Below are 26476 nucleotides of genomic sequence, written 5' to 3'. Positions count from 1 at the left end.
GATCATGTTCGTGTGGTGGGGAACGGGTCGCGTGCGGCGATCATCAGCGACCGGAGGATCACGGGGTTGTCGGCCGAGGTGATCGCCGAACTCGTCGCCGAGGTAGGCCCTCTATGGCAGGAACGGCACCAGGCGAGACTGGAGTCCAGGCCACGGAAGCGGGCCGTCGGCGCCGGCGCGAAGCACCGGCTGGTCTTCATCGACCGCCTCCTGGCCACACTCGTCCACCTTCGCCACGGTGCCACCCACGATGTGCTGGCCTGCTGGTTCGACGTCGACCGCTCCACCATCACCCGGGCGATCGGCGAGGTGCGGCCCCTACTCGCGGCACGCGGCTGCACCATCGCGGCCGGCATCCGGCTCCGCACCCTCGCCGAGGTCATCGGCCATCTCGGCACCAGCGGACAGACCGGCATCATCGACGGCACCGAAATCCGGGTCCGCAGGCCCGCTGTCGGCCGCAAGGACCGGGAGAAGTTCATCTCCGGCAAGAACAAGCAGAACGCCGTCAAAGCCATGGTCCTCACCGATGCCAGCGGCAGGCTTCTGTTCTGCAGTCCAGCCCAGCCCGCAAGTTGCGCCGACATCACCCACGCCCGGCAGTTAGGCCTGGTCAAAAACCTAGCCGGCGGCCCGCCCGTCGAGATCCTGGCCGATGCGGGCTACCAGGGGCTGGCCGCCCAGACCGGTGGCCAGGTGGTGACGCCACCACACCGCAAGTTCAAGAAGAACCCACCGGACTGGTACGAGGAGATCTACGAACGCCAGCGCAAGGCGCATTCCTCCCGCCGGATCAGGGTCGAGCACGGCATCGCACACCTCAAGAACTGGCGAGCACTCGCCCGCCACCACAGCCGACGCGAGCACATGAGTGACACGATCCAAGCGGTCGCCGGCCTGCTCTCCCACCAGCAGACCGCCACCCGCAAGCCCGATCAGCGGCAGTGACCACCAGGCCTACCTGCACCTTTCGACGTCGCACCGCCAACCATGCACGAGCTCGTTAGTCCCGGTAGGTCCTCACTCGCCCGGCTGGATGCGCTTGTGGGGCCACGCTCGCTGCGGCCGTGATGCCAGAAGGCTGACGAAGCGGCGTGGGCCGCGAGAAGCCCAGCCTCCCAAATGGGCGGCTGGGCTACCTCCCCTGAGATGCGCGCCTACACCGCACGTAGACGGTCCGCAACTTGCCCGAGGATCTCCGCGAGCTGGCGGCGTCCTTCCTGGGGGAGACCGCGGGAAAGATCGGCGAGCAGGCCTTCCGTGCTGCCGCTGCGTTCGATGTAGCGGTGTAGGAGGCGGGATCGCTGCTTTGGGCTCAACTCTGCGAGAGCCAGGTCCATGACGGCGATGCCGTCGTGCCAGGGTACGACGGTCGCGGTGGTGACCTCCTGCTGCGGAGTGTCGTGCACATCCAGCACTGTCGCGCCCGCGGCTGCTGCTGCTCCCGCAGCGGGCGCCGGCACCTGGCGCTCCCCCGCAGGGTGCTGGGGCGAGCTTGTGTCTTGAGCGCCAGCGGCTCCGTCGGGCTGGGGCACTACTCGGACAGGACGTGCTTCCGTCCCCTGGACCTGATCATCCTGCGGTGGGGTGCTTACGGCGTAAGCACCCTCATTGGATGCCAGCTCGCTTTTACGACGCGACTTGGCGGCGGCACGGGCCGCGAGGGCCTCTTGGGCTGCCCCGTGCTGTTGTTGCTGCGGCAGCTGTCCCACCTGCCGGGCCACCTCAACTGGGAGAGTCTTGGCCTCAACGGCCTGCTGCAGCTCGGGGGTGAGCTTCAGCAGGGCGAGCCGTTGAGTTACCCAGCCGGAGGACTTGTGCAAAGCCTTCGCGACCTGGCGCTGGGAGCCGTGCTTGGCCACCAACTTTTCCAGGGCCCGGGCTTGCTCGATGGGTTCCAGGTCCTTGTTGTGGACTGCCGCCACGAGAGCGTTCTCGAGGAGAGTGTCGGCATCCTCGGCGAGTGAGTCGTCGAGGTGAGCGGGAAGGTCGTCGAGCCCTGCCATGACTGCGGCAGCCAGTCGCCGGTTGCCGTCGACGACGACGTACGCGGCGTCGCCGATGCTCTGCTCGTGGTCGGGGTGGGCGGTCAGAAAGGCCTGCCGGGTAACGACGGCTACAGGCTGGATGAGGCCGCGGGCCGCGAGGCTGTCGGCAAGGTCCTCGATGTCCTGGAGTTCTTCGCGCGGGTTGTACGGATTGTGGGCCAGCGAGTCGACCGCGAGCCGCATCCCCTCCGCAGGGCGGGTCGGCTGCTCTGTCGCCTCAGCGTTGTCCTGTCCGCTGAACCGGGCGAACGCAGCGGCCCGACTGCTCATGGGCTGCGTCACTGCGTCGAAGGTCGCGGAGTCCCCCAACATGTCTGCTTTGCTCATACCTTCACCGCCCGGGCGATCTTCCTCATTGCGTGGGACTGATCGCAGTCGGGGGAGTAGTCCAGGAGAGGACGCTGTTTGCGTACTGCCTCGCGCTGTTCCTTGAGGTCAGGGACTACGGCCAGAACCGGAGGCGTACCGAGGGCCTTCCACTTGTCGAGGGAGGAGGTGGCGATATAGCCGCGCCGGGAGTCGAACTTGTTGACGACCAGACCGATCTGCTCGATGACGATGTCGTAGTCGCGGGCCAGGGAATCGGTTTGCTGGATGAGCATGCCGTACGCCTGGGCGGAGGTGTCCTCTGCTTCCACCGGGATAACTAGGCCGGAGGCGCCGGGAGCCTCATCGTCGCGCTGGCGGCCGTAGAAAAGCGCGGCGTCCATCGCCAAGCCCAGGCTGGGCGGGGAGTCGATGACGATGACGTCGAAGTGCTCCTCGATGGGCGCCATTGCCCTCTCCAGGGTGGCGTGGCGCGGGCCGCGGAAGACGGTGAGTCCGGAGTCCAGCAGGAAGGCGTCGAACGCGGCCGGCAGGATCCGAAGCCGACCGCCGAACCGTGCACCCTCTATGACCACGGTCAGGTCGAGCAGCGAAAGGTTGGCCTGCTCGCGGTGGAGCATGTGCGTAATGAGGCTTTCCTCCCCGGCGGGGATAGCCTTCAGGCCGAGCTGGTGGGATAGATGCCCCTGTGCGTCGTAGTCGACCAGCAGGACACGCTGACCGCTCTCCGCCGCTTCGATCGCCGCCGCCATTGCTTCGTCGGGATCGATGGCACCTTCCGCGAGTGCCTGGGCGAGGCCCGCCGAGATGGCGGTCTTGCCGACGCCGCCCTTCTGGTTGCAGACGATGATGCGTCGCGTGGTCGGCGGAGCCTCGTGGCCAGCGGGATTCTCCGTCAGCCACAGCTCGACCGACTGGGCTAGCCCCTGGATGTAGGAGACACCCCGGGTACGACAGTCTTCCTTGAAGACGTCGTAGAGGCCTTCCGGGAGGAAGGTGCCGAATGACGCGGCGCCGGCCGTGTTGACGGTAGGAAGCTCGTCGGTGCAGCTGCGCCAGGAGTGGATGCCAGCGGTGACGGCGTCCTGCATGTCCGTCTGCAGTTGGGCTGCACGGACCTTGAGGGCCTGCTGGAGATAGGCGGGCAACTTGGAGATCAGCTTCTCCCGCTCGCCTCCGGAGTTCGGAGATGACATACACGGCAGCATACTGTCGCCATACAGAATTTCAGACATTCCGTTAGGGGTGTTTTGCCTCCAAGCTGCGTTAGTTCCCTCTCAGATGCCAACAAGGACCTCGCTGGCGGAGACAGACGGGTGCTTACGGCGTAAGCACCCGTTCCGACACTCCTGCTACTCACAGCACCGGGCGCTGCCGGGGGCTGTCCCGTCCAGGCGGACCAACACGGGACAGCATCAGCGTGGCGAGGGATCCACCTCCACGAGCTGGCCGCCGAAGGCTTGTCGACCAACTGGACCGGCCATCCCAACCCCTGGCAACTGCCCAGCCCCTCGAGCCAGTATCCGGACCGGCCCTGTACTCAACTGGAGCAACCCACCTGGCGAGCGGGAGCCTGTGCTGGCCCACGAAGGACCCGAACGAGACGTCGCACGAAAGCCTCCTGTCCCCGGGTTCGGAGCTATGCGACGAACAACCCGATAGCCATCAAGGCGATAGTCGCGATCGACAGAAACGCAGCACCTCCCCCACCCCAGCAGGCAAGCGGGCTTGCCCCCAACTGCGCGGCGAACAGTCCCGTAACAACGCCCACAAGCGCGGAGAACAGGGTGGCTACGGCTACCCAGACAGCCATGTCATGCGACCCGCTCAAGGTCGTTTTCCTTCCGATGCGGGAAGGCGGCCAGGTAGAGCGCGAGGGCAGGCTCAACCGAGCCGCCCTGAATAAGGGGTGGCTTCGCATCGCCCGCCATATGCGGACGATGGGTTGAGCACTGCTGGCCGACGCAGCAACAACTCAGCAATCTCCTCGGGTTCCCTCGCCCCAAGGTCGCCTCGTCGTCTGCGCCCTGCCGGATCGGTTGCCGCGGAAGATCGGTGTATCTGTCAGGCCGTGCGAGGTCACATGTCGGCGTGACTGACCACGGCTCTGGCGCTGAAGCTCTCAACCTCCAAGCGCAGTCACGACTCTATCGCCCCTTGTGAGCGCCACGGAGCCAGTCCCAGAAGGTCAGGGCGCTTCACGACGGGACAGGCTCGGCCTTCTGCAGCAGCCGGATCACCTGGTTCAGTAAAGCCGCGACACACAGCGCCAGCGGCTGCACGATCTCGTCGCGGCCCTGGCTCATCCCGCGCCGGACTGCGCGAACACGAGTCACCCCACTTCGGCAGCGCTGTACTCGCTCTTCGGCCCTGACATACCACCCGCGACACGCGACCGATCCCCCCTCGGGGTGCTTACGCCGTAAGCACCCCGTCTCCCCTCACCCGTCCATGCCTGGGTGCTTACGGCACCGGCTTCGTTGGATCCTTTGGGAACGAGCGATGCGTGGTGATGTCGGGCTGAGGCCAGGGTTCCGTACTGGCGCTCCCCCCCGCAGGATGCCTGGAGCCATCTGCAGCTTGAGAGTCCGACATAATGATGTCGGCGTGGTCGAACGCCATCTGTCCGGGCAGGTCGTTCAGCGGCCACCAGCGGGCTTCGCAGGAGTCGTCCCCGCGGTGGCCTTCGTACCGTCGAGGACGATGGGCCATGTAGGTGAAGGTGACGAAGGTGCCACACGGGGCCCGGTCGGACTGGTCCCAGACGCCGATCTGGTGCAGGGCGCCGACCGGTACCTCAACGCTGACCTCCTCGGCGAGCTCGCGGTCTGCCGCCGCGTACGGCGCCTCCCCGGCCTCGACGTAACCTCCCGGCAGCGCCCAGGCACCTTCGAAGGGCGGCCAGCCCCGCTCGACCAGCAGGACGTGGCCACTGCGGGTCAGGACGACAACGTCGGCGGTGTACTGGACGGTCGCGGGCTTCATCTCGGTCATGTTCGCCTCTCGGTTAGGAGTGGGCGGGGTCGGTGACGACGAGGAACTGGTCGCTGGCGAGGTCCATCACGACGCGGGCGTCGGTGCCCTGGGCGCGCTGGGCCGCCGCGTATTCGTCAGCGGGCCAGGAGCCGCGGGGGTGGCCGGCGGGGAACCGCTCCAGGACGGTGCGCTGCGCGGGGAGCATGGTCTTCATGGCGTGGTGCCGTTCTCGTAGGCCTCCATGAGGTCGCTGATGGCGTCGGGGTTGGCGGCTTCGCCGATTCACTTCCCATCGACGGTGAACACGGGGACGCCGTCGCGGTCGGCGTCGAAGACGCTCGCGTAGTTGCCCCAGCGCTCGATCACGAGGTCGTGCAGCACGGGGAGTGGGGCGGTGTCCAGGACCTCCAGGGCGTCGACGGTGAGCCGGGCCGGGGCGCCTTCGGTGTCGGGCTGGAGGACGGTGCCGGTGACACGGAGAAGGTCGCCGGGCTGGATCTCGCGCAGCAGCGCGTCGGCGATGCGCGGGTCGGAGGTGGTGCAGGCGTACATGGTGTCCGGGGCGTCGGGGATGAGCTGGTCCGCGTCGCCGGGGGAGTGGATCAGGTCGAACGTGGCGGTGCCCCAGCTGGTGCCGGGGGCCGGGATCGCGTCGAGGTAGCCGTCTATGGCGAGGTGGGTCTGGGGGTTGGTCATCATCGGTCCTCTGTCCGGGTCTTGGCGGTGCGCGGGGTGCGGGGTCGGGGGGTGTATTGGGCGCGGAGTAGCAGCTCGCAGTTGCGCTGCTGCTGGCCGGGGGTGACCGGCCGGGGCTTGGGGCCGTGGCGGTGCCAGAGCGGCGAGGGCGGCGGTTCCGGGTAGGCGAGGGCGTGGTCGACGTCGCGGTGGGAGGACATACTTGGGTCTCCGTCTCGTCTCGTACGGGAGGGAAGGCCCGGGGCAGGCGAACTGGTTTGGACGCCGATGTGCGTCTGTCCCGGGGCAGAGCTACAGCTCGAAGGGCCGGCGGGTGAGCCAGCTGTACGGGCTCTTCCAGGGGCCGGCCTTCGCGGCGGGCCAGTCGAGCTCCCAGCCGGGCCGGTAGCCGCAGGCGCCCCAGCCGTCCGGGCGCCCGTGGGGGATCTCGCGTCCGGCTGCCGCCGCGGCGCGGGCCGCGTTGTACACCTCGTGCGCGGCCTTGATGGCGGCGCTGTCGCTGTCTGCCTGGCCGGTGAAGACGTGCACGCCGCGCAGGCCCTCGGTGTTCCGTATGGGGACGTCCACCTCGAAGTAGTCCTTGGTCATGACGTCCAGCTCCTCTCGTGCTCGCGGTGGTGAGGGACCACCGCGACTGCCCCGGCCCCGGCCGGTGGCGGCAGGGGGCGGGGCGGCACGGAGGACCATCACCCGAGCGCGGTCGGGACCTCGTAGACGTCGATCACGTCCTCGCCACCGGACCAGGTGCCGGGGGCGTGGCGGATGTAGACGATGCGCAGCGGGGAGCCGTCGCGGGCGGCGACGTCGTACTCGTGGACGGTGTGCTTCTTAAGGGCGGAGCGGACGGCCGGGGCTACCGACCTGTCGGGCAGCCGGGAGGGGAACGGCAGGAACTTGGAGCGTTGACGGTGGTGTACTGCAGGGCCTGGCGCGGCCAGATGCGGGCGGCGTTCATCGCGCCGTGGTCGCGCAGGGCCTGGGTGTGGGCGGCGTAGTAGGCGCGGGTGGTCTGGGACATGGGCATGAGCGGATCTCCTTCGGAAGGGCCAGAAGCCGAGGTGGACCGATGCGGTGGTCGCCGTAGTCACGGCGCGGGTTGTGGACCGTGCGGCGGTGCGCGGCAAGGCCGGCTGCACCGACTGGGGAAGAGTTGGTGTCCAACCCTGCGCTAGTGATCAATTCCAAGAGATGCCTGCTGAGGGTGTGGAGTGGGCGGTGGCCGAAGCCACCGCGACACGGTCAGGTGCGGTGGGCTGCCGACCCTGGTTGTTGACATGGCAGCGGGCGGTCAGGCGCCACGGTCGACCTCGGGGTGCGTGAACCGCACGGGCTTGCCCAGTGACCGGGCGTAGGCGATTTCGGCTCGGGTGCTGTCTCCGATGTAGTCGCCGACCACGAGCACCTCATCGGCGAGCCGAATCTTCGCCCGGTGCAGCTCGTCAAGCCGAGCCTTCAACCCCTCGCCCTCGACAGGATCGGCCCAGAGTGCGTGCGGCGACTTCATGTCACAGCCCGGCTTGACGACGATCCGCCCGGCTGCGGTCTCCCGCAGATCGGCCTCGTTCATCTCGGTCATGAAGCGGGTAGAGCCGCAGATCGCGACGATAGGCGGAAGGCTCAACAGCTTCTTCGCGTCGGCGAGCTTCTCCTCGGGGGTGAGCAGTCGCGGGTATGACACTGGTTCCTCCTAGTGGTGCTGTCCAACGGGGCCTGCGGAGACGAGAACGAAGGTGCCCAAGATCGGGCCTCGAAGTCGCGGGGGCTAGTCAGCGGATTGAACAACAGCGTCTCCGCCAGGAGCTCGGCGTCGACCGGACCGCCCAGCTCGTCCCCGATCTACTGCAGGGCGAGCTTGGGAGGCGCGGACACGCTGGAGCCGGGTGCGGGCGGCGGGGGTCACCGGCGGTCGCCCTTGCGCAGGGTGAACCAGGTGGTGACCAGGGCCGCGGCCACGCCGATCGCGCGGTGGGCCGCCTGGTCCAGCTCCATCAGCGCGGTACCCGGACCGGAGACGTCCTGGACGGCCTTGGGGTACTCGGTGCCCTCGCCGCCGGCCTTGCGGACGACGGTGGCGTGCTTGATGTAGCCGCCCTTACCGGCCTTCTCGGCGAGCCAGATCAGCGGGTCGCGCCGGTCCAGAATTCCGTGGGTGACCGCGTTGATCGCGGCGCTGGTCAGGAGCGCGGTCGCGGGAACGCGGTAGCCCAGGGTGCGGGTGACCGCGAGGGTCGAGGCGAGCTGCACGGTGGAGTAGCTGGCGACGTGCCGGCTGACCGAGCGCCTGCCGTACGCGCTGGCGGTGCAGGTGCGGCCTTCGGGGCCGTGGCGCCAGGGGTCCTCCGTCACGGGGGAACCGTCGTTCTTGTAGACCAGGTGGGAGCCGTGCATGCCCTTGGTCGAAGCGTCGTGGCTGTTCTGGACGAACTGGTCCCCGAGGCCGTGGACCCCGTCGAAGACGGCGGTCAGGGCGGCGACCAGGGCGAGGCCCTCAATGGCGCGGAGGCGATCGGTCATGCTGGGTGCTCCTCATCTGGGATGTTCGGGTGGGGTGTGCGGGGCGGCCCAGCCCTTGGTCGATGCTGCGGGCGCCCCGCGATGCGCTTTCGTCCCGGCCGGATTCCGGCCGGGGCGACGAAGTATTAGAAGGGCGGCTCGTCCCAGGCCGGGATGGGGTCAGGCGGCAAGCCAGTGGTTGGCCGGGGGCGCGAAGTAGGAGCTGGGGTCGGCCGGGGTGCCGTCGTGGCATTCCAGGCACGAGCCGAGGGTCTTGAGCGGTACTGGCGGAGAGCACTTGTTCCGCAGCCGTTGTCTTCCTGTTGAGGCGGGGACCTGCGGCGATAAACGAGTCCGCAAAGTCTCTTGCCCACAGGGACTCCAACGGATGGCATGTTGCCTGGGCCATAAAGATGGGGGAACAGTGCAGCAGCTACGTACGGATGACCCAGTCAAGATTGGCGGCTATCAGCTGCTGGGGCGGCTTGGTCAAGGCGGGATGGGTGTGGTCTACATAGGCCGCGGGCCGCAGGGCAACGCAGTGGCCATCAAAGTGGTGCACCCCCAGTACGCCCACGACAGCGAGTTCCGCCGCCGGTTCGTGCGCGAAGTTCGCCTCGCACAAGGAACGACGGGACCAGGGCTGGTCAGGATCGTTGCTGCGGACACGGACGCGCCTCAGCCATGGCTGGCTACCGAGTACATCGCTGGCCCCACCCTTGCTGACGCGGTCATCAGGCACGGCCCACTGGAATCGCCCGTATGGGCAGGTTTGGCTCACCAGCTGGGAACCGCTCTGCACACGGTCCACGAGACCGGCACTGTGCACCGAGACCTGAAGCCAGCCAACGTCTTACTGTCACGCACCGGTCCGTGCCTGACCGACTTCGGCATCGCCCGTGCACACAGCGACAGCGCCCTAACGAAAGTGGGCCAAGCCATCGGCACGATCGGATACATGGCGCCCGAGTATCTCACCTCCGCAACAGCGGACGAGCGCGCTGATCTCTTCGCCTTCGGAGGGGTACTCGCCTACGCGGCGACCGGCCGACACCCCTTCGGACAAGGGCCCTGGGAACAGGTGCAATACCGGTCCGTTCACGAACCGCCGGATCTCACCGGAGTGGAACCCCACGTAGCCGAGTTGCTGGCAGCACTTCTCGACAAGAACCCATATCGGCGCCCACCACTGCTCGCTGTCCTCCGTGCAATCCCAAAACCCGACCTGGCGCAGGCGTGGCTTCCCGCATCAATCCTTGCCGACATCGCCGCCGCTGCCGAGCAGCTGCTACGTCTGAAGGCACCCCAGAACACGCAGCGCACCGATCCGCATGCCGAGCCCGCGCCCACCTTCACCGAGAGCGTCCCCGCACCCCCGCGCCCGGCTCTGTGGCAACAACTGAAAGACGCCTTTAACGGAGTGCCCGTCGACAGAGGCCCGGCTGTTCAGGAATTGCACCTCAGCCACGCAGCAGCCCAATCAGGCGGACCCACGACCTTCCTTGCAGACGTCCGTGAGATGTGTGCCACCTGCAGCGGACGGGGAGTGAGCGCGAAGGGGCTTTGCAATTTTTGCGGAGGCTCCGGTCACCTCCCCGGCACGCCCCAGTCCGTCACCATCGCCTTCGCGCCTGGCCTCAGTGCGGGCACTTTCCTCCTCCTGCCGCGCATGGGGCACCCAGACAGTGAAGGCGACCGTGGCGACTTGTACCTCAAAGTCCGCATCCGCTGAGGGGCAAGACGAAGGACCGCTACGGCATTTCCTCACGCCACTAACCACTTTTGCCGAGACACGGAATCAGTACAAAGCCCTGGCAGGACGATCAGCAGCCTGGAGGCAGAACACGTACCTTCGGCCGCAGGTGGGCAGAGGGCACGTCTGCCGAGCAGCCATCGCGCGGTCCAGCGCCCGCTCCTGGTCCCGCGGCGGGGGCGGGGGGTGAGCACGATGAACCCTTCCGTGTCGGTGAAGTTGGACGTGGATGCGCCCACCAGCCTCGGGGTGCGGGTCGGCGGGCGCGGGTTGAGCGTGTAGGCCGGTCGGCCTGTCCGGTCACCGGCAGTCGGCCGCCCGAGTGCGGGCGGGCGGCTGCCGGTGACCAGGCAGGGCAGTCGGAGCAGGGTTCAGAAGGCGGCGGAGATGACGCCGAGGATGAGGGCGGCCGCGCTGCCGAGGACGAGGGTGGCGGCGGCGGTGGCCCAGAAGGGGTGGCCGATGCCCTTGGGGTCGCGGAGGTCGCTGAGTCCGTCCGCGAGGCGCGCGTGCATCGCGATCAGCGGGGACAGGGCGGTGTACCAGCGGCCGAGGCGGTCGACTTCACCGGCGCCTTCGTTGTCGGGTATGTGCCCGCCGTGGAGTGCGAGGCGGTGGGCTGCGCCTTCGGCGGCCAGGTCGTCGGGCTGGTGGACGACGGGGCTGGTGGTGCGGCAGACGGTGCAGCGGTAGGCGTAGCGGCGCACGGGCGGTGTCTCCTGGTGGCTGGGTTTTGGGCAGGACAGTGCGACGCCCCGCCGGGAAGGGTCTCCGGGCGGGGCGGGGGGCTGAGCTGGGGGGGTGCGGCTAGGTGTTCTTGCGGTAGTAGCCGGGCCGGACGTGTTCGATCTTGCCGACCTTGACCAGGGCGGTCAGGGTGGTGGTGAGGGTTTCGCCGGTCAGGTTGGTGAGGGCGCCGATGGCGTTCTCGTCGACTTCCAGGCCGAGCGCGTCGTGGAGGCAGGCGAGTACGGCGGCTTCCGGGGTGGGCGCCGCCGGTGCGGTGAGCGCCGGGGCCGGCGCGAGCGGCCGCCAGTAGTTCCGGACGGCGCCGAGCTGGAACACCCACTGCTCGCTGTTCGGGTCCTGCCACTCGTGCTCAGGGAACACGTGGTAGTGCGCTCGGAGCACTCCGAGGGCTTCGAGGCAGGCCGAGCGGCCACCGGTCACTTCGATGTGGATGACCGGCTGATGGGAGCAGTCCCGGTTGGGCTCGTGGTCGCCGAGGGCGCCGCAGTTGCACGGCGCCTCGAAGTCGCTGCTGCCCTCGCTCGGTTGCATGGCCTCATGAAACCGCAGTCGGGGTCGTGCGCGCAGGGGTTACAGGAGCCCGAGTTGGGTCAGTTCGCGGCGCGGAGCAGGAGGTCGAGGACCGGGCCGGCCCACGTCTGGCGGTTGTTGAAGCGGGGGAGCTCGTGGGGGTCGGCGGTGCCGAGGGTGTCCATCAGCCGGAGTTCCGCCGCCTTCACTTCGAGTGCCCATACGGTCGGGTCGTAGGCGAGGGCGGCGGTCTGGACGGACCCGAGGAGGCACAGGCCGTGTCGGTCGCAGAGGGTTCCGCGGGTCCAGCCGTATCGGATGATCAGCTCCCGGCCGGTGCGCAGGGTGTGGCGGATGCTGGGCTCCGGGTAGCCAGCCGGGCCGGTGGCGAACACCGTGTCGACCTGGCCGATCAGGCCCTGCACGGCTCGGGCATCGGGGCGGGGGAGGCCGGCACGGTGTGCGGGCCTCGCGAGGTTGCCGAGCATGGGTTCTTGCTCCCTTCTATGCGTTCTTGCGGTAGACGCCGTTCTTGACGCGTTCGATGGCTCCCTTCTTGACCAGGTCGGTCAGCGTGTTGGAGAGCGTCTTCTCGTTGAGGCCGGTGAGGGCGAGGATCGTGGCTTTGGGCATCTCCAGGCCGGCGTGGTCGTCGAGGCAGGCCAGGATGGCGACGTCCGCGGCGGGTTCGGCCGGCGCCTTGAACCCGCCGCTGGGCGGGGGTTCGTATCCGCCGCTGCCCCAGCCCGAGCCGCTGCTGCCGGCAGGGGTGTCGCCGTCGCCGTTCACGGGGGTGTCAGCGATCTGGTGCCGGTCGTTCCAGCTGGTGAAGTCCTGCGGCCAGATGATGGCGTCGTGGCGGATGTAGGGGGCGGCGGATTCCAGGACCCAGGTCCGCATCATCTGCACCGGCTCGCCGGGCGAGCCGACGTAGCCGAGGCCGAACGTCCTCGCCGGGTCGTTGATGGGCAGGTCGTCGGACCAGATGAGGGGCTCGTCCTCGATGTTCCAGGCGGCGGGGATCGCGCCGGGGTCGATGCCCTCGAAGCCCTCCACGGTCACGAGGTTGGACTGGGCGCTGTCGGTGCGCAGCATGATCATCGCGCCGCCCTGGATGACGTTGGTGCGGATCGCGGTGTCTCCGCCGAGCTTGGCGGCGTTGACGGCCTGGTTGACGATCAGCAGCGTCATGCCGAGGTTGCGGCCCAGCGAGGCGAGCTTGTCCAGGATGAACACCGCTTCCTTGCCGGTCTCGGTGGCCGTGTCGGTGATCATGTGGGTCTCGTCCACGACCGTCATGACCCACGGGCAGTCGTCCGTCGCCTTGAAGTTCTTCCGGCCCAGGCGTGCCGACTCGGCGATCCGGTGCTTGAGGATGGCGTAGGACAGGCGCAGGGCCTTGATCGCGTCGTCGCCGGTGGCGGCGTAGGCGGCCATCGTCTCGACGTCGGGGTTGGAGCTGCCCTTGGGGTCGGCGTAGATGATCGCCATCCCGGCGAGGTGTCCGGCGAGGGCGATGATCTGGACGGCGCCGCCCTTGCCGGAGCCGGTGACCCCGGCGATGAACACGTGCTGGGCGCCGAGGACGGGGTCGAAGAGCTGGAGGCGGGCGGGGCGGCCGGAGACGCCGCGCCCGATGGAGATGTATCCGCCCGGGGACGGCTTGAGCACCTGCGGGCCGGGGAAGGGCACCCCGTCCTCCAGGGGGTTCTTCTCCATGATGTGGATCTTCGCCTTGCGAGGGTCGGACTTGTTGGGCTGGTAGTCGACCAGGGTCATGGTGGACCGCAGCGCCCCCACCAGGTCCGTGCGGTTGGGAACGGGCAGGGACGCCTTGTCCTCGTCGGCCACAACCCACGCCACCCAGCCGCCGGTCGCCGGGTCGACCTGGGCGTCCTTGAGGTGGGTGCCCGGCATGACCGTCGGCCGGACCAGGCGGGCCCACATCCCCTCCATCGTGGTGGGGTCCAGCTCCGCCGGCGGGGTCCGGCGCACGGTGACGTACTGCTCGCCGGGGTGGTGGCCGGCCGCGAAGCTGACCCACTCGGCCGGGACCCGGTACGCGGAGCCGACGGACTCGGCGGAGACGTTCACCGACCGGCCCTGGGGGGCCTCGATGATCCCCTCCCACCGGTCCCCGGTGTCGCTCACGCCGACGAGGTGCTGGCCCGGGTGCGCGCCGCCCTCGCCGGAGATGTGGTCGGCCCACACCTTGTAGAGGCCCCCCGGCCCCGGGGCGGCGGCCGGGCCGGCCTCCGGGGTGGGGGCGGTGATGCGGACCTTGCGGGCGGCCAGGGCGGGGCGGAGCTTGATGGTGAGGCCGGCCCACATCGTCCACCAGGCGGCGGAGACAAGCCCGGAGATGCTGGCCGGGTCGAGGAAGCCGGCCATGAGGGCGTCCGCGTACGCGGGGCCGAGGAACGCGCCCGGTACGACGGCCATGGAGGTCAGGAGGCTGGAGCCGAGCAGCGTGGAGCGCTGGGCGGCCAGGACGTCCCCGATCCCCGTGGCGTTGACGATGTTCGCCGGGACGCGGCCCACGTAGTGGGTGGCGAAGGCGGCGCTGCCGCAGACCGTGGCGGCCGCGGTGAGGGCGGCGAGGCCGGGCTCGAGGAGCGGGGTCAGCGCGCTGAGGACGGGCGGGGCGATCACCGAGACCAGCGCGGGGACCTGGTCGGCGAGTTGAGGGCGGCGGGTCACGGTGATCTCGGACATGCTCGGTTACTCCTGTTCGTAGAAAGAGGCGCGGGCCATGGGGACGGTCATCGCACCGACCTGCTCGTCGATGCCCTCGTGGGACTTCTGGGCCTGGGCGTCGGCGGCACGCGCGGCGCCGCCGACGTTGTCGGCGGCCGACGCCGCGGCGATGGCGACCTGGGACAGGCCGCGCATGATCCGCGCCGTGTCCTTGGCCTCGCCGGTGGTGTGGGTGTCGACTTCGAGGTTCGCCAGGTTGTCGGCGACCTGGGCCACCCGCTGGGCGTTCTGGTCGGCGCGCTGGCCGATCTCCCGGATCGTCTCGCCCTCCCTGGCCACGGAGTAGGCGACCTTCTGTACCTCGGCGCGCAGCGCGCGGTAGGTGGTCTCTGCCATCGGGGGCTCCTATCGGGTGTAGAAGGCGCGTTCGGCGGGGCTGGTCTCGGGGGAGTCGGCCACGGCCTTGTAGACGCCGCCGTGGCGGGTCTCCGCGTTCTTGTTGAGGGTCTGCAGAGCGTCGATGCCGCGCGCCGCGTTGGCGTGCATCTTGTCGGCCTCCTTTGCCTGGGCCTCGGTGGCGTCGTGGAGCTTCTGCAGGGAGGCGACCAGGTGCTTGCCGCCCTTGATCTTCGGGTCCTGGCACTGCTCGATCAGCTGCTGGATCTGTTTGACGCGGTTCGCCGAGACTTCCTTGGCTTGCTTGCACTGGTCGGTGATCTGGTGGGTCTGCTGCTCCTTGCCGTGAAGGAACCGGGTGAAGGCGCGCAGGTTGAGGACCTCGCCGCGGGTCAGGGTGGTGCCGTTGGACAGCTGCACGTTGTCGCCGACGACCTTCGCCCCCAGGGGCGTCACTCCCGGCGCCCCCGAAGCGGGCGCGGGGGGAGTGGACGGAGCCGGCGGGACGGTGGGATTGGCGGGCACGGGCGGAACTCCTCGGGTTCGGTCACGGGCGGCGTCCATCTGCGCCTTGTCTCGGGCGGCCTTGTCCCGGATGGCCTGCTGGCCGTCCGCGTAGCCGTCCTTCCACGCGGCCTTGTCCGCTTCGACGGCGGCCTGCTGCGCACCGGCCTTGAAGCCCTCCTCGCGCGCGGGCTGCGCGCTGTAGGGGCCCTTGCGGAGCCTGACCTTGCCCCGCTTGCCGGTGGGAGCGGGGCCGGACGGACCGGTCGGCCCGGCCGGAGCCGGACTGGTCGGTGCGGACGGGCCGGGCGCCGGCGCGCCGGGCGCGGGCTGGGGACCCGGCTTCGTGGTGGCCGGGTCCGGCTTCACCGCCGTGGGCTTGTCCACGGCCTTGGCCGGAGTGGGGGGTGCGGTAGCTGTGCCGGGGGCGGGGGCCTTCGGCGGCGTGGTGGCGGAGGCGGGCTTGCTCTCCGGCGGTTGCCGCCCGTTGGTGTCGGTCTTGCGGCTGGTCTTGTCGTCGCGGGCCGTACGGTCCTGGGTGTCCGCGGACGACTTGCCCGTCTGCTGGCGGGTGTTGTGGTCCTTGCGGTCCGAGGCTGTCTTCGCATCGCGGCTGTTCTTGTCCGCGGAACTGCGGGTGTCGGCCGTCTTCGCGTCCCGGGTGTTGCTGTTCTTGTCCGCCGAGCTACGCGTGTCGGCCGTCTTGGCGTCCCGGCTGTTCTTGTCCGCGGAGCTGCGGGTGTCGGCGGTCTTCGCGTCGCGGCTGTTCTTGTCGGCCTTGGTGCTGGCCGCCGAGGTCTTGGCGTCGCGGGCGCTGTGGTCCTTGGCGGACTTGTCACTCTTGCTGGCGTGGGCGGTGGTCGCCGTTCGGTTCGACTTCGTGTCGGAGGTGGCGCCCTTCTTCTCCGTGATCCCGTGGTTGATCTTGCGATCGGTGGACGTTCCGCGGATCTCGCTGATCGTGTGCTGAACCGCGATCTTCCGCTGCGGACGGTTCGCGATGTAGGCGGCGATCCCCTTCCACATACCGGGGCTCGCGGTGTTCTTCACCCCCTTGCCGGGCTTGCTGTCCGTGCTGCCGTTCTCCTCCTGGGAGGCGTAGGCGGCGGATCCTCCGGAGGCGTCCCGGGTGGGGCGGGCGAGCGTAACCGGAGCGAGGATGCCGCCCCCAGCCGGGGCGGTCGGAGCGGGGGTGGAGGGCGGCGCGGGGGCCTGGGCCGGGGGGCTGGCCGGGGCAGCGCCGACGGGCGGCTGAGGGGGCATCGGGGGCGGGGCGGGCGGGGTCGACACTGCGGAATCCTCACTTTCTGTGACTTCCTTCCTTCCTTCCCTCCCGACCGAAAGGGCCCGTTCACGGCCCCATGGGGCGCGGGAACGGGCCTTTCCGTGTGGGAGGGAAGGAAGGAACTTACGCGGCGTTACCGGCCTTGTTGGCCTTGCGGACCATGAATCCGATCCCGACGACCGCCACTCCGGCGATGACGAGACCTCCCGTGATGCCAGACCCTCCGCCCTGGTTGGAGTCGGAAACGGAGGACACGTTGGCCGCGCCCCGGGAGCCCCCGAGGTTCGTTGTGTTGGCGGGCGGGAACGCCTGCGCGCAGACGTCCTTGTTCATGCCGGCCTTCTCGATGCACGCCTGGAATCCGGCGATGCGCCGCTCTTCCGCTTTCGCGTCCGGGACGTTGACCTTGGCCCGCTCCACCTCGAGCTGCTGGGCCTGGAGCGCAAGCTCCTGGGCCCGCACCTCGGCCTGCCCGGAGGACGCGCTGAAGGCGGAAACGCCGACCGCGCTGGCGCCGACGATGACCAGTCCGGCCATCGCGAGCAGGGCCTTGGTCTGTCCCGTCATCGGGGCCTTGACGGGCGGTCCGTAGGGGGTGGGGGCGGGCTGCTCCCACTCCACGCCGGCAGTCAGGTTGGTGAATCTCTGGTCGATGTATTCGCGTTCGCGGTCGTGGGTCACGCTGGTTCCTCCTTGGAAGGTCAGGTGCTTTTGTCGTCATTTGCGCGTCTCGGCGAGGGCGCGACAGCTCCGGCGAGGACCGGCTGGGCCGGGCTCGCCGAAGCTGAGGACAGAGGAGGTCCCAGTACGGATGACCGGGCCTGCTGGGGGCGGTGGATCTGGTCTACTGGGCAGGCTGTTGCTGCTTCCGGCAGTCGCGGCGAAGGCCAGCCCAAATTCGACTTGGGCTGGCCTTCACTGTTGGTGTCGGACGCTGTGCGGGGCGGTCAGTGCCGGGTGCGCCCGCGCGGCAGGCGCGGGTGGCACCAGAAGCAGCTGGGGCCGTGGTCGTACGTCGTGCGGGAGTGGACGATCAGCAGCGGCGTGGCCACGAGGGCGGCCAGAGCTGCCAGGACGAGGACCATGCCGATCACGTACTGGGACGTGCTCACAGGAGGAGCTCCTCTCGGTCTGGCGGGGTGGCTGGCGCGGCCGGGTTGGCCGCGTCGTCTCACGAGACGTTCGTGTAGCGGGACCGTGCGATCTCAAGTCGGCGGCCGGCGGTGGCCCGTGAGACGCCGAGGATGTCCTTGGCCTCGTCGACTGAGACGGTGTCGAGGCCCTGCCGCCGGTACATGAGGCTCAGCAGCGAGGTGACCTGTCCTTCGATCTCAGCGTCCCGGGCGAGGGCGGGGCGGTTCGTCTCAACCGAGCGCAGCGGGAGGGCGACCGCGCCCCCGGTGCTGGTGTTCGTCTCACGGTCTGACCTGCGGGTCTCACCCGTGTGAGACGTCGTCTCAGTCGTGCTCACCGGGGCCCCGGTCTCACCGGGTGTCGTCTCAAGGGCCCACCGCGTCTCACCCTCGGCCGTCTCAGCCAGGGTCGCCGGAGCGGTGCGCGGGTGCGGGACCGTCTCACCGGGGGCGGTGAGATCGGCGGACCGGGCGGTGTCGGTCTCACCGGTGAGCCGGGTGCGGTCGGTCTCATCCGGCTGCGCCGTCGTGGCTGTGCCGGTCTCACCGGGGGCCGTCTCACCGGGTTCCTTGGTGATCTGGTGGATGCGCCACATCACCCACGGGGCGATGGCGGCTACCGACACGATCAGCCACCACAGCGGCTTCAGCTTGTCGCCGACGGGCGTCTCGACGCCGACGAGGCCGGCGGCCGCCAGGTGGTAGGCGGCGTTCGCGGCGACCATGAGGATGAGCGCGGCGGCGACGTCGCGGTGCCGGCGGAACGCCTGCACGACGTACACGTCGATCGCGAGCGGCAGCGCCCAGGCGACCTGCCACGGCCAGCCGGACAGCTTGGCCAGAGCGAACTCGCCGGACGCGGTGAGGACGATCGTCGCGCCGAGCGCCACCCGGGGGCCCCAGGTGTTGACGAAGTTCTTCCGCTTCTCCTGGAGTGCGATGAGCGCCTGCGCCTTGGCGATCTCCTCGCGAGAGGCGGTCAGCTCCTGCCACACCTCCTGCTGCTCGTAGCGGAAGCGGGAGCGAACCGACTCGGCTTCCTCCTCGGCGGCGGCGACCAGCCGTGCGGCTTCCTTCTCGGCGACCGCGATCCGTTCGGCGGCCGCGGCTTCCGCGCCGGTGATGACCCCGGCGGCCTTCGCCTCGGCCAGCGAGCGGACCTTGAGGACCTCGTCCTCGGCCTGCTCCTGCGCCGCCTGGAGCGTCTGCTGCGCCTCCGTGCGGCGATCGTCGGCATCGTCCTCGGCCTCCCGCAGCACCTCACGGGCCTGGCTGCGGGCGGCGTCCAGAATCCGGGCCGCGTCCTCCTCGGCGGCGGCCACTCCGTCGCGGGCCTGCGTGCGCAGCTGCTCGGAGTCCTTCTCCGCCTGCTCGCGCATCTGCGCCGCGGCCTCGCGCCGGGCCTCCGCGTCGGCCTCGGCGGCCGCGATGAGGTCCGCGGCCCGCTGCTTGGCTTCCTCCACCAGGTGCGCGGCGTGCGCGGTGGTGGCGTCGGATTCGGTCTGGGCGCGGGTCTTGTCCTCCTCGGCCTCGGCGCGGATCTGCTCGGCCCGGGTGCGGGCCGCTTCCACGATCCGGCCGGCCTCCAGCTCGGCTTCGGCCTGGAGCTTCTCGGCGGCCTGGCGGCGGCGGGCCAGGGTCTGCTCGGCGGCGGCCAGGTCGCCGTCGGCGATCGTGCGGGCGCGTTGCACGGTCTCCTCGGCCGCGGTGATCTGCTCGTCGGTGAGCTTGCGCATCCGCTCGGCCTGCGCGGTCGCCGCCGCCAGGATCTCCTCCGCCTCGCTCTGCGCCTTCAGGGCGGCGGCGTCCGCGTCGTCGACCTGCCGGCGGGCCTGGTCCACCAGGGACGCGGCTTCGGTGCGGGCGGCGGCGAGCAGTTGGTCGGCCTCGGCGCGCGCGGAGGTCACCAGCGCCTCGGTTTCCTCCACCGGGGCGGTCGCGGTGGGCTCGGCCACAGCGGTGGCGGTCTCGGTGGGCTCGGCGGACTGGTCGGCGGCGGTGGTCTTCTTCGTCGTGGGCTTCGTGGCGGGCCGGCGGGCAGGGCGTCGGGTGGTCACAGCGGGAAGTCCTTTCTGGCAGTGCGCTTCCTGCATCGGCCGACCGGGGGCCGGTCGGCAGACGGAGGAAGGGGTGGGGGAGCGTGGCCGGGTCAGCCGCTGTGGGGCGGCAGTTCCGGGCGCCGGGAGATGGTGGCGGCCTGCTGGGTGAGCCAGGCGACGGCGGCCGGGGTCATGTCGGCGGCCGTACCGGTGTTGAGCGGGGCGGTGTCGATGTCGCGCATCGCGTCGACGGCCGGCAGCGGCCGCATGTACTCGGGGCTCGCGGCGCCGATCTGGCGGCCCGACGGCAGCGGGGTCAGGTCGTAGGTGGTCCCGCCCACGCAGATCCGCTCGACACGGCAGACGAAGGTGTGGCCCTCCTGCCCGGTCCAGAACATCTCCGGGTTGCGGTAGAGGACGTACTGACCCCGCTTGTATGTGGTCACGGGGGCGGTGCTCTGTGCGGTGTCGGGCACAGCAACTCCTCAGTCCTGATGGTCCGGGCTGTCCGGCTCCCCTTCACCGCCCGACCCGGCCGCCAGATGTTCGGCGGTCGGTGCGGGCGGGTCAGGCAGTCGTCAGGCCGACCGGGAGGAGTTGGCCAGGGTCGCCATCTTGTGGAACGCGGCGCTGTCGGTCTTGCCGCTGCCGACCGTGCCCTCGATGAGCGCGTGCGTGTCCGCAAGCCGGAAGGGCAGCCCGGCACGCATGGCCCCGACGGGCCGGTGCGGGTCGATGATCCGGCCGTCGGGCAGCAGTTCCCCGGTGTCCTCGAAGACCAGGACGGAGTTGCAGAGAAGGCTCCAGCCCTGTTCGGGGTGGGAGGCGATGGTGCGCGCGGCCTCGCGGTCGGGGCTGTCGGCGGTCGGGCACGTCGGCCGGTGCGTGCACAGGGACTTCGGCAGCCGGCTGCCGGTCGGGGTCGTCGCGGTGTCGAGCTTGGTGCTGCGCTGCATGTGGCTCTCCTGGCGAGTGACGGGCCCGAGACTCTCCCGGACCGAAGGCATGTGAAAGGGCGGCATCCCAGAGGGCGACGGCCGGTACGCGGCGGGCCAGGGCTGCGGTCGAGAATCTGGCCTCCGGGCCCGTCGGGCGGGACGCCGGGTATTCAGTTCTTGCCGCGTCGGGCGAGGGGCGGGTGGATGTCGGTGACGCGGTGGCCTGCGTCCCAGGCGGCCGCCGCGGTGAGCACGGCGGCCGCCAGGAGCGCCTGGGTGAGGGGGTGGGTCAGGCCGCGCGCGGCGATGGCCCGTACCCCGTGGTGCTGGGCAGTACGGGCGGCCGGTATGTGCAAGCCGGCTACTCCTGTTCGGGCTGCGGCTGCGGCGGCGTCCCGCAGGTGCAGGGCTCGTGCTTGACCGACTGGTACGGCTTGCCGTCCGCACCGGTGGAGTTCACGGTGACCAGGGTCGGCGGGTGGCCGCAGCCGCTCACCGGACCGTGCCCGTCGCGCTCGCCGACGGCGCCGGGGCGGCGGCGTTCTGGCCGCAGCGGCAGGTCCAGAAGCCGCACAGGACGCAGGCGTCGTCCGCCGCGCGGAACGGCACGTTGAAGGACAGCAGCGGGGGCCGGACGTAGCCGGGGGCCATCTCGGCGAGGGTGCGCCGGGCGCGGCGGCCTTTGGGGATCCGGGCGTCGTCCCGCTCGGCCATCGTGCGCAGCATGGTGCCGACCTGGTGGAAGGAGTCGGTCTCGTCCCGCTCGTAGCCGCGGGAGTCGTCCTCGCGCCGGATGTCGTCGATCTTCCCGGCGCGCGGGGTCAGGGTGGCGGTCATGCCGCGACCTCCCAACCGGTCCGGGCGCGACGGGCGGTGCGCACCACAGCCAGCTTGGCGGCGAGCTCGGCGATCCGCTCGTTCTGCTGCCCCAGGAGTACGGCCTGGTGCGGCATGCCACCGCTCCGGGTCGGCATCCTGCGGGCTTCGCGGTTCAGCTTCACGGCGAGGTCCGTGAGCTTGTTCCACTCCTGGTCGCTGGCCTCGTCGGCGGTGATCGCGGCGGCCAGGCGCTGGGCCTGGAGCTCGCGGAGGGCGACCAGCTCGTAGCCAGAACGGCCGCCGCGGACCAGGTCGTCGACGCGGTCGTTGCCGTCGCCGTCACGCAGGGCCAGCTCCTCGCAGGCCGCCCGGACGGGGCAGCCGTGGCAGAAGCGGATCGCCTCGGCGCGCTGCGCCTGCCAAGTGGCCGGCGGCTCGCCGTCGGCCCGGAAGAAGAGGTCGGGGTCGGCCTGGGCGCACTTGGCGCCGGCGTCGATCGCGGCCTGGAGCACCGGGCGCCGCATCCGGCGGGCCTGAGTGGATGTCATCCTGTGCATGTGCGTCTTCCCTTTCCGGAGGGTGACTGCAAAGACGACCCCCGGGGGCCTAAGCCCGGGGGTTCGTCGTTTCATGACTGCCGTACGAGCAGCCACGGCCTCGGCCGCCCCGTCGTGCAGGGCGGTCGAGGCCGTGATCGTTCGTCGCGGTGTGCTGGTCAGGCCGCCGTCGGGGCCAGGTCCTTCCGGGCGGCGTACTGCCTGCCCAGCTCGGCCTGCCGCTGGTCGAACGCCTTCTCGTCGCCCGGGGCGAGCGGCACGTTGCGGGCGTCGGTCGGCCTGTCGCCGACGGGCAGCTGCGAGCGTCGGGTGTCGGCGTCCTTCACCTTCGGCAGCACTGCGGCCCACTCGGACGCCCGCTTCGCGGGGGCCGCTGCGGCGTACTGGCGGTCGAAGCGCCGGCGCTCCCGGGCGAAGAATTCGCGCAGGGCCTCCCGCTTGGGCTCCTGGCGGAGCAGCCGGAGGACAGTGACGGCCACGCGCTCTCCGTCGGGGCAAGGCAGCGTCTGCCCGTCTCGGTTCTTGGCCTCGCCCTTGCAGGCCAGGCACTGCTGCTGGTGCTGGCGGAACGCCCGGCTGACCTGCTCCGCGTTGATCGGGGCGGGCTTGATCTGGGTGGCGGCCGGGGCCGTCTTCACCTTCGGCTTCGGCAGCACCTTGGTGGCGCGCCGGCAGGCGGCGGTCGGGGCCCCCTCGATCAGCTTCGTGCGCCAGGCGTCGGCCTCGACGTCGATGGTGACGAGTCGGTTGCTACCGGCCGTGCAGCGGCGCGGTTCGGCGGTCTTGGCGCGGCCGGTGTGGTGGGGCACCAGCTTCGGCGTGCCCAGCGTGCCGGTGATCGGAACCCAGGTGGAGCAGTCGGGGCAGACCAGGTGCTCCTTGCCGGGTGTCAGGTCGATCTCGTTGACCTTGAGGTCGGAGGCGGTGATCGGCGTGAGGTAGTTGACGTTCGGGGTGCGGGTCTTGCGGCGGCGCTTGCAGGCCGTCGGCATCGCAGGCGTCGTGGTCATGGGGACTCCTCGTGTTCGAAGGGACGGGGCGCGTCGCGGTGCTCTCTCCGCCCGTCAGGCCGCGCGGGTCGATCCCGGCGTCCTGATGGACAGACAGCGCATCTGCGCTGCGACGTGCAGACAGAGGCATCCAGTCAGGTGACCGGCCCAGGGGATTTGGTGGAGCTATCGACCCTGGCCCTCCCCCTCTTCGGGGGAAGTGCGTCCTGCAGTGGTGGGCGCTTGACGTGCCGATGTAGCGAACGCAACCGATGGATTTAGCGCCCTAAACCGCTCGGCTACCGAAACCATAGGTCTCGTCACGGCGCGCGTCAACCACCTTGAACCGATGCGGTTTAATGAGGTAAACATGACACCTCAGGAAGGGAGGCACGGCATGGAACCGCTCGACGAGGCTCTGCCCGCTCTGAAAGAGCAGCTCGATGCGACCTACGACGTGGTCTTGTCCCAGCTCAAGGAAGTGCCCGATCCTCTGGAGCGCGCGAAAGTCGCCCACACACTCGTTGGCCGGGTACAGGACTACGGCAACGAGTTCCAGGTCGTGCGCAACGAGGCGATGAACGAGACGCTGCGCGTGGGCCAGCTGAACAGCACCCAGCTGGCGGCCGAACTGGGCATCAGCAAGGGCCGAGTGAGCCAGCTCGCCAAGGGAGCACCGCCGGAGCGACTGTTCCTCGGCTCAGGGAAGGTCGTCGTGGCCCTCGCTGAAAAGCTCGAGGACGGAAGGCTGAGGGACGGCCGAGACAAGCCGGTGCAGGGACCTGTGATCGCTACCGAGGACGTCCAAACGTACGAGCGGCTTCGTGAACTGGCCGTAGAGGTCGGCCTTGAGATCGGGTTCGAGCGGATCCCCCTCGGAGGCAACGTCCGACTCAACCGCAACAACTTGATCGTGATCTGCGGTCCGCGGCTCTCGCCCTTGATCGAGCAGATCCTCGAGGGCGACCCTCACCTGCGGTTCGGCAGGGACGAGGACGGCTGGCACCTCATCGACCGCAACACCGGCCAGGTGTATCGCTCCCCTATGGACCGCGGCGAGAACGGTGATGTCGCGTACTTTGGCCGGCTGCCCCGGCCAGATGGCCAGGGAACCTTCCTCTACATCGCAGGCATCCACGCCCGCGGCTCCGGCGGCGTCGTTCACTGGCTCGCCAACGAACTGGCCGACGTGCACCGTGAGCTAAAGGCCAAGAGGTTCTCCACGCTCATCTCCAGTCGGTTCGACCCGGAGACGCTGGAGATCGTCGAAAGCGAGCGCATCACGCCCTTCTACCGCCCGGAAGGGGCCTGACGTGCAGGTATCCATGGCATCGACCCAGGGTGTGGGCCATGCGAACGAGGACATCGTCCACGTCAGCCCTACCGGGGTCGTCGTGCTGGACGGCCTGTCAGCCCCGAAGGACCTTCCCATGGGGTGCGTCCATGGCACCCCATGGTTCGTACGGCAGCTCGGCACATGCTTGATCAACCTGATTGGCGACAACGCGGTGTCGCTGCGCGCAGCGCTGCGAACCGCCATCGCCGAGGTGAACGACCTTCATCGGGACACCTGTGCATTGGACCAGGACGCCGTGCCCGCCTCGACCGTCGTGATGATCCGGGAGCGCGACGACGTCCTCGACTACCTGGTGCTCTCCGACAACGTGCTGGTGCTGGACCTCGGCGACGAGGGCGTTCGTACGATCACCGACAAGCGGGTCGAGGAGGTTGCTGGCGAAGAGATGCGCGCCGCCCTGCAGGGTCCGACCGGCACTCCAGAGCATGCCGCTCGCGTCTCCGCACTTGTCACTGTCCAGCGTCGGCTCCGGAACCGGCCCGGCGGCTACTGGGTGGCAGCAACCGACCCGGCCGCTGCAGACGAGGCGATCGCCGGGACGGTCGACCTCGCCCGGGTCCGGCAGGCCGCTCTGCTGACGGACGGCGCGAGCCGCCTCGTCGACAGCTTCGGTGCCCTGAGCTGGGCGCAACTCCTCGACCTGCTGCGCTCGGAGGGGCCGGCAGCGCTTATCGCCCGTACCCGTGAGGCCGAGCTTGCTGATCCGGTTGGCGAGCGATGGCCGCGCTTCAAGCGGTCTGACGACGCTACCGCGGCATACGTGCGCATCGGCCAGCCCGTACCGCTCTCCTCCGGAGCCCAGCGCCTGGAGCGTGGAAAACACACCGGCTCCTCCTGGGGCGCCGGGGAGCGGTCGGACGGACACACCGCAGCACTCACTCCCGCCCCGCAGGACGTTGCGGCCGCGCTCGACGTAGAGGCTGGAGTCGACGTCATCCGGCGAACTCGCGTCTATCGCGACCGGCACGGCATCGTCGCGCACTCGACGTCTTGGATTCCGGCAGAGTTCGCCCACGCCGTGCCCGCACTGGTCCGCAGCGAACGTCTCGTTGGCGGCACGTCCTTGGACCTCATCGCCAGGGAAACGGGTCGGCACGCTGTGAAACGCATGGACGAGACGGCAGCCCGCATCGCCACCGCCGAGGACGCCCAGCTCCTGGAGCTCGATCCCGCCTCGAGGGAAGCGATCCTGGTCCTCTCCGCTCGGTTCCTCGACGGCGAAGGCCGACCTCTGGAGTTCGGCGTGGACCTCGGCGCCCCCGGCCGTACTCGTGTCGAAACGGCGGATATGACGTGCTGACCACGACCTACACCTTCGCCATGGATGACACCCTGATCAGTTGTCTGGAGCAGCGCCTCGGCGATCTCCTGCGCGCAAAGCGGGTTGAGGCTCTGACCGAGGAAAGGGAGCCTGAGATCGCTCGCATCAGTTCCGCCCTAGCCGGAGGCGTGCTTATGCAGGGGCCTTGCGTGGTTCTGATGACGGGAATGCCAGGTGCCGGTAAGACAACGCTGGCGTTGGCGCTCGCAAGGGCTGGCTTCAAGCGGTTGTGTCCGGACGAGGAGATGTTCCGCCGTTACGGCAGGTACGGCGTTGACTTCCCCCGGGGGGAGTTTCGGGTTCGAGAAGCTCCTGTCCTCAACGACATCGCTGCTGAACTCCGCGCTCTCGTGGAGGCTGGCGAGGATGTCGTGGTCGACCACGGCTTCTGGACGCCGGAGGAGCGGGCCGAGTGGCAGGCCCTGGTGATGGAGTCCGGTGGCATTCCAGTCCTGGTGTACTTGCCGGTCCCGCATGACGTGCGCTGGTCACGGATCCGGGAACGGAATCAGCTCGCTGACATCGACCCCAACTCGATCGAGTTCAGTGAGGAGGACCTGATCCGATTCGCAGGCCGGTTTCACGAGCCCGACACTGACGAGACCCACATTGTCTACGACGGGCAGCCCGACACCCTGTTGACCGCTCTGGGCTGGCCGCGCGAAACAGGTGACCGATGAATTTTCCGCGATTCCCGTCGGGTGGACTCGGCACTCGAGGCACGTCGGACGTTGCTGGAATTCATCCTGCGGTTGTGTCGGGACATGAGGCTAGGCTGTGGATCATCGGAAACGGCGAAAGCCCCAGGACCATGCCGGGTCCCAGGGCTCTCGAACGGGGCGAAGCCTCGTTTGGGCGAGACCTGATGGGAGGTGATCGCGGGATGAA

General features: G+C 69.5%; 29 protein-coding genes and 1 pseudogene. 5 read left to right on the top strand and 25 right to left on the bottom strand.

The window, feature by feature from the left end:
* Positions 1–12: 12 nt before the first annotated feature.
* Positions 13–948: a transposase family protein gene (locus tag OG861_RS34015; protein WP_329203367.1), complete on the top strand. Its 936-nt coding sequence runs from the start codon at positions 13–15 to the stop codon at positions 946–948.
* A gap of 209 nt (positions 949–1157) precedes the next feature.
* Here the strand turns inward: OG861_RS34015 and OG861_RS34010 are convergent, their stop codons facing one another.
* The 10 genes from OG861_RS34010 to OG861_RS33965 all read right to left on the bottom strand — a co-directional run bounded on the left by OG861_RS34010 (position 1158) and on the right by OG861_RS33965 (position 8561).
* The gene (locus OG861_RS34010) at positions 1158–2375 is read right to left on the bottom strand and encodes a ParB/RepB/Spo0J family partition protein (protein ID WP_329202786.1); all 1218 of its coding nucleotides are present in this window, start codon (positions 2373–2375) and stop codon (positions 1158–1160) included.
* The gene (locus OG861_RS34005) at positions 2372–3571 is read right to left on the bottom strand and encodes a ParA family protein (RefSeq protein ID WP_329202788.1); all 1200 of its coding nucleotides are present in this window, start codon (positions 3569–3571) and stop codon (positions 2372–2374) included. The genes OG861_RS34010 and OG861_RS34005 overlap by 4 nt, the downstream gene beginning before the upstream one ends.
* Positions 3572–4838: 1267 nt before the next feature.
* Complete coding sequence (locus OG861_RS34000) at positions 4839–5369, bottom strand: NUDIX hydrolase (protein ID WP_330262033.1); 531 nt, start codon at positions 5367–5369, stop codon at positions 4839–4841.
* Positions 5370–5382: 13 nt separating this feature from the next.
* Positions 5383–5565 carry a hypothetical protein gene (locus OG861_RS33995; protein WP_329202792.1) on the bottom strand — a complete coding sequence of 61 codons (183 nt, stop codon included), beginning with the start codon at positions 5563–5565 and terminating at the stop codon, positions 5383–5385.
* A gap of 68 nt (positions 5566–5633) precedes the next feature.
* Positions 5634–6047 (bottom strand): hypothetical protein, encoded by a 414-nt coding sequence (locus OG861_RS33990; RefSeq protein WP_330262032.1) that lies wholly within the window; start codon positions 6045–6047, stop codon positions 5634–5636.
* The gene (locus OG861_RS33985) at positions 6047–6247 is read right to left on the bottom strand and encodes a hypothetical protein (protein WP_329202796.1); all 201 of its coding nucleotides are present in this window, start codon (positions 6245–6247) and stop codon (positions 6047–6049) included. The genes OG861_RS33990 and OG861_RS33985 overlap by 1 nt, the downstream gene beginning before the upstream one ends.
* 91 nt (positions 6248–6338) lie before the next feature.
* A complete protein-coding gene (locus OG861_RS33980; RefSeq protein ID WP_329202798.1) occupies positions 6339–6635 on the bottom strand; it encodes a hypothetical protein in 297 nt (98 codons plus the stop codon).
* Between the two features lie 265 nt (positions 6636–6900).
* A complete protein-coding gene (locus tag OG861_RS33975; RefSeq protein WP_329202800.1) occupies positions 6901–7071 on the bottom strand; it encodes a hypothetical protein in 171 nt (56 codons plus the stop codon).
* Positions 7072–7335: 264 nt separating this feature from the next.
* Complete coding sequence (locus OG861_RS33970) at positions 7336–7725, bottom strand: hypothetical protein (RefSeq protein ID WP_329202802.1); 390 nt, start codon at positions 7723–7725, stop codon at positions 7336–7338.
* Between the two features lie 218 nt (positions 7726–7943).
* A complete protein-coding gene (locus tag OG861_RS33965) occupies positions 7944–8561 on the bottom strand; it encodes a hypothetical protein (protein ID WP_329202803.1) in 618 nt (205 codons plus the stop codon).
* 403 nt (positions 8562–8964) lie between these two features.
* Between OG861_RS33965 and OG861_RS33960 the strand changes: the two genes are divergently transcribed.
* On the top strand, positions 8965–10272 hold the full coding sequence (locus OG861_RS33960) for a serine/threonine-protein kinase (RefSeq protein ID WP_330262031.1): 1308 nt from the start codon (positions 8965–8967) through the stop codon (positions 10270–10272).
* Positions 10273–10664: 392 nt separating this feature from the next.
* Here OG861_RS33960 and OG861_RS33955 read toward each other — a convergent pair whose 3' ends face one another.
* The 15 genes and pseudogenes from OG861_RS33955 to OG861_RS33885 form a co-directional block, all read right to left on the bottom strand.
* Positions 10665–11000, bottom strand: a complete 336-nt coding sequence (locus OG861_RS33955; protein WP_329202807.1) for a hypothetical protein — start codon at positions 10998–11000, stop codon at positions 10665–10667.
* Between the two features lie 100 nt (positions 11001–11100).
* Positions 11101–11574, bottom strand: a complete 474-nt coding sequence (locus OG861_RS33950; protein ID WP_329202809.1) for a hypothetical protein — start codon at positions 11572–11574, stop codon at positions 11101–11103.
* Between the two features lie 59 nt (positions 11575–11633).
* Positions 11634–12041, bottom strand: a complete 408-nt coding sequence (locus OG861_RS33945) for a DUF6197 family protein (RefSeq protein ID WP_329202812.1) — start codon at positions 12039–12041, stop codon at positions 11634–11636.
* Positions 12042–12057: 16 nt separating this feature from the next.
* Positions 12058–14268: a hypothetical protein gene (locus tag OG861_RS33940; RefSeq protein ID WP_329202814.1), complete on the bottom strand. Its 2211-nt coding sequence runs from the start codon at positions 14266–14268 to the stop codon at positions 12058–12060.
* A 6-nt stretch (positions 14269–14274) separates the two neighbouring features.
* Entirely contained in the window at positions 14275–14646 is a 372-nt protein-coding gene (locus OG861_RS33935; protein ID WP_329202815.1) for a hypothetical protein, read from the bottom strand.
* 9 nt (positions 14647–14655) lie between these two features.
* Positions 14656–16176 (bottom strand): hypothetical protein, encoded by a 1521-nt coding sequence (locus OG861_RS33930; protein WP_330262030.1) that lies wholly within the window; start codon positions 16174–16176, stop codon positions 14656–14658.
* Between the two features lie 382 nt (positions 16177–16558).
* Entirely contained in the window at positions 16559–17116 is a 558-nt protein-coding gene (locus tag OG861_RS33925) for a hypothetical protein (protein ID WP_329202819.1), read from the bottom strand.
* Positions 17117–17382: 266 nt separating this feature from the next.
* On the bottom strand, positions 17383–17547 hold the full coding sequence (locus OG861_RS33920) for a hypothetical protein (protein ID WP_329202821.1): 165 nt from the start codon (positions 17545–17547) through the stop codon (positions 17383–17385).
* A gap of 59 nt (positions 17548–17606) precedes the next feature.
* Positions 17607–19625 (bottom strand): hypothetical protein, encoded by a 2019-nt coding sequence (locus tag OG861_RS33915; protein WP_329202823.1) that lies wholly within the window; start codon positions 19623–19625, stop codon positions 17607–17609.
* Between the two features lie 92 nt (positions 19626–19717).
* A complete protein-coding gene (locus OG861_RS33910) occupies positions 19718–20083 on the bottom strand; it encodes a hypothetical protein (RefSeq protein ID WP_329202824.1) in 366 nt (121 codons plus the stop codon).
* A 225-nt stretch (positions 20084–20308) separates the two neighbouring features.
* Positions 20309–20500, bottom strand: a pseudogene (locus OG861_RS33905) (DUF5999 family protein); the annotation flags it as partial.
* Positions 20501–20715: 215 nt separating this feature from the next.
* Positions 20716–20901, bottom strand: coding sequence for a hypothetical protein (locus OG861_RS33900; RefSeq protein ID WP_329202826.1), 186 nt, complete (start codon positions 20899–20901; stop codon positions 20716–20718).
* A 136-nt stretch (positions 20902–21037) separates the two neighbouring features.
* Complete coding sequence (locus OG861_RS33895) at positions 21038–21382, bottom strand: hypothetical protein (RefSeq protein WP_329202828.1); 345 nt, start codon at positions 21380–21382, stop codon at positions 21038–21040.
* Positions 21379–21921, bottom strand: a complete 543-nt coding sequence (locus OG861_RS33890; RefSeq protein WP_330262029.1) for a WhiB family transcriptional regulator — start codon at positions 21919–21921, stop codon at positions 21379–21381. Before OG861_RS33890 ends, OG861_RS33895 begins: the two co-directional genes overlap by 4 nt.
* A gap of 158 nt (positions 21922–22079) precedes the next feature.
* Positions 22080–22931: a hypothetical protein gene (locus tag OG861_RS33885; RefSeq protein WP_329202832.1), complete on the bottom strand. Its 852-nt coding sequence runs from the start codon at positions 22929–22931 to the stop codon at positions 22080–22082.
* Between the two features lie 376 nt (positions 22932–23307).
* On the opposite strand from OG861_RS33885, the gene OG861_RS33880 reads away from it, so the two are divergent.
* From OG861_RS33880 to OG861_RS33870, 3 genes are read left to right on the top strand one after another with little or no spacing between them, the layout of a single operon-like run.
* A complete protein-coding gene (locus tag OG861_RS33880) occupies positions 23308–24222 on the top strand; it encodes a sigma-70 family RNA polymerase sigma factor (RefSeq protein WP_329202833.1) in 915 nt (304 codons plus the stop codon).
* 1 nt (position 24223) lies between these two features.
* Positions 24224–25567 (top strand): UTRA domain-containing protein, encoded by a 1344-nt coding sequence (locus tag OG861_RS33875; RefSeq protein WP_329202835.1) that lies wholly within the window; start codon positions 24224–24226, stop codon positions 25565–25567.
* Positions 25561–26268 carry an AAA family ATPase gene (locus OG861_RS33870; RefSeq protein WP_329202836.1) on the top strand — a complete coding sequence of 236 codons (708 nt, stop codon included), beginning with the start codon at positions 25561–25563 and terminating at the stop codon, positions 26266–26268. Before OG861_RS33875 ends, OG861_RS33870 begins: the two co-directional genes overlap by 7 nt.
* The last annotated feature ends 208 nt before the right edge of the window (positions 26269–26476 follow it).

This window comes from Streptomyces sp. NBC_00539, from assembly GCF_036346105.1.
Lineage (GTDB): Bacteria > Actinomycetota > Actinomycetes > Streptomycetales > Streptomycetaceae > Streptomyces.
Note: the sequence above shows the minus strand (reverse complement) of the source record. Positions and strands in the feature narration are given on the sequence as shown.

What these genes read in the sequence shown, in the direction of transcription:
- OG861_RS34010 (WP_329202786.1), bottom strand. Translation starts at nt 2,375, where the DNA reads ATGAGCAAAGCAGACATGTTGGGGGACTCCGCGACCTTCGACGCAGTG.
- OG861_RS34005 (WP_329202788.1), bottom strand. Translation starts at nt 3,571, where the DNA reads ATGTCATCTCCGAACTCCGGAGGCGAGCGGGAGAAGCTGATCTCCAAG.
- OG861_RS34000 (WP_330262033.1), bottom strand. Translation starts at nt 5,369, where the DNA reads ATGACCGAGATGAAGCCCGCGACCGTCCAGTACACCGCCGACGTTGTC.
- OG861_RS33995 (WP_329202792.1), bottom strand. Translation starts at nt 5,565, where the DNA reads ATGAAGACCATGCTCCCCGCGCAGCGCACCGTCCTGGAGCGGTTCCCC.
- OG861_RS33990 (WP_330262032.1), bottom strand. Translation starts at nt 6,047, where the DNA reads ATGACCAACCCCCAGACCCACCTCGCCATAGACGGCTACCTCGACGCG.
- OG861_RS33985 (WP_329202796.1), bottom strand. Translation starts at nt 6,247, where the DNA reads ATGTCCTCCCACCGCGACGTCGACCACGCCCTCGCCTACCCGGAACCG.
- OG861_RS33980 (WP_329202798.1), bottom strand. Translation starts at nt 6,635, where the DNA reads ATGACCAAGGACTACTTCGAGGTGGACGTCCCCATACGGAACACCGAG.
- OG861_RS33975 (WP_329202800.1), bottom strand. Translation starts at nt 7,071, where the DNA reads ATGCCCATGTCCCAGACCACCCGCGCCTACTACGCCGCCCACACCCAG.
- OG861_RS33965 (WP_329202803.1), bottom strand. Translation starts at nt 8,561, where the DNA reads ATGACCGATCGCCTCCGCGCCATTGAGGGCCTCGCCCTGGTCGCCGCC.
- OG861_RS33950 (WP_329202809.1), bottom strand. Translation starts at nt 11,574, where the DNA reads ATGCAACCGAGCGAGGGCAGCAGCGACTTCGAGGCGCCGTGCAACTGC.
- OG861_RS33945 (WP_329202812.1), bottom strand. Translation starts at nt 12,041, where the DNA reads ATGCTCGGCAACCTCGCGAGGCCCGCACACCGTGCCGGCCTCCCCCGC.
- OG861_RS33940 (WP_329202814.1), bottom strand. Translation starts at nt 14,268, where the DNA reads ATGTCCGAGATCACCGTGACCCGCCGCCCTCAACTCGCCGACCAGGTC.
- OG861_RS33935 (WP_329202815.1), bottom strand. Translation starts at nt 14,646, where the DNA reads ATGGCAGAGACCACCTACCGCGCGCTGCGCGCCGAGGTACAGAAGGTC.
- OG861_RS33930 (WP_330262030.1), bottom strand. Translation starts at nt 16,176, where the DNA reads ATGTGGAAGGGGATCGCCGCCTACATCGCGAACCGTCCGCAGCGGAAG.
- OG861_RS33895 (WP_329202828.1), bottom strand. Translation starts at nt 21,382, where the DNA reads ATGACCGCCACCCTGACCCCGCGCGCCGGGAAGATCGACGACATCCGG.
- OG861_RS33890 (WP_330262029.1), bottom strand. Translation starts at nt 21,921, where the DNA reads ATGCACAGGATGACATCCACTCAGGCCCGCCGGATGCGGCGCCCGGTG.
- OG861_RS33885 (WP_329202832.1), bottom strand. Translation starts at nt 22,931, where the DNA reads ATGACCACGACGCCTGCGATGCCGACGGCCTGCAAGCGCCGCCGCAAG.
- OG861_RS33880 (WP_329202833.1), top strand. Translation starts at nt 23,308, where the DNA reads ATGGAACCGCTCGACGAGGCTCTGCCCGCTCTGAAAGAGCAGCTCGAT.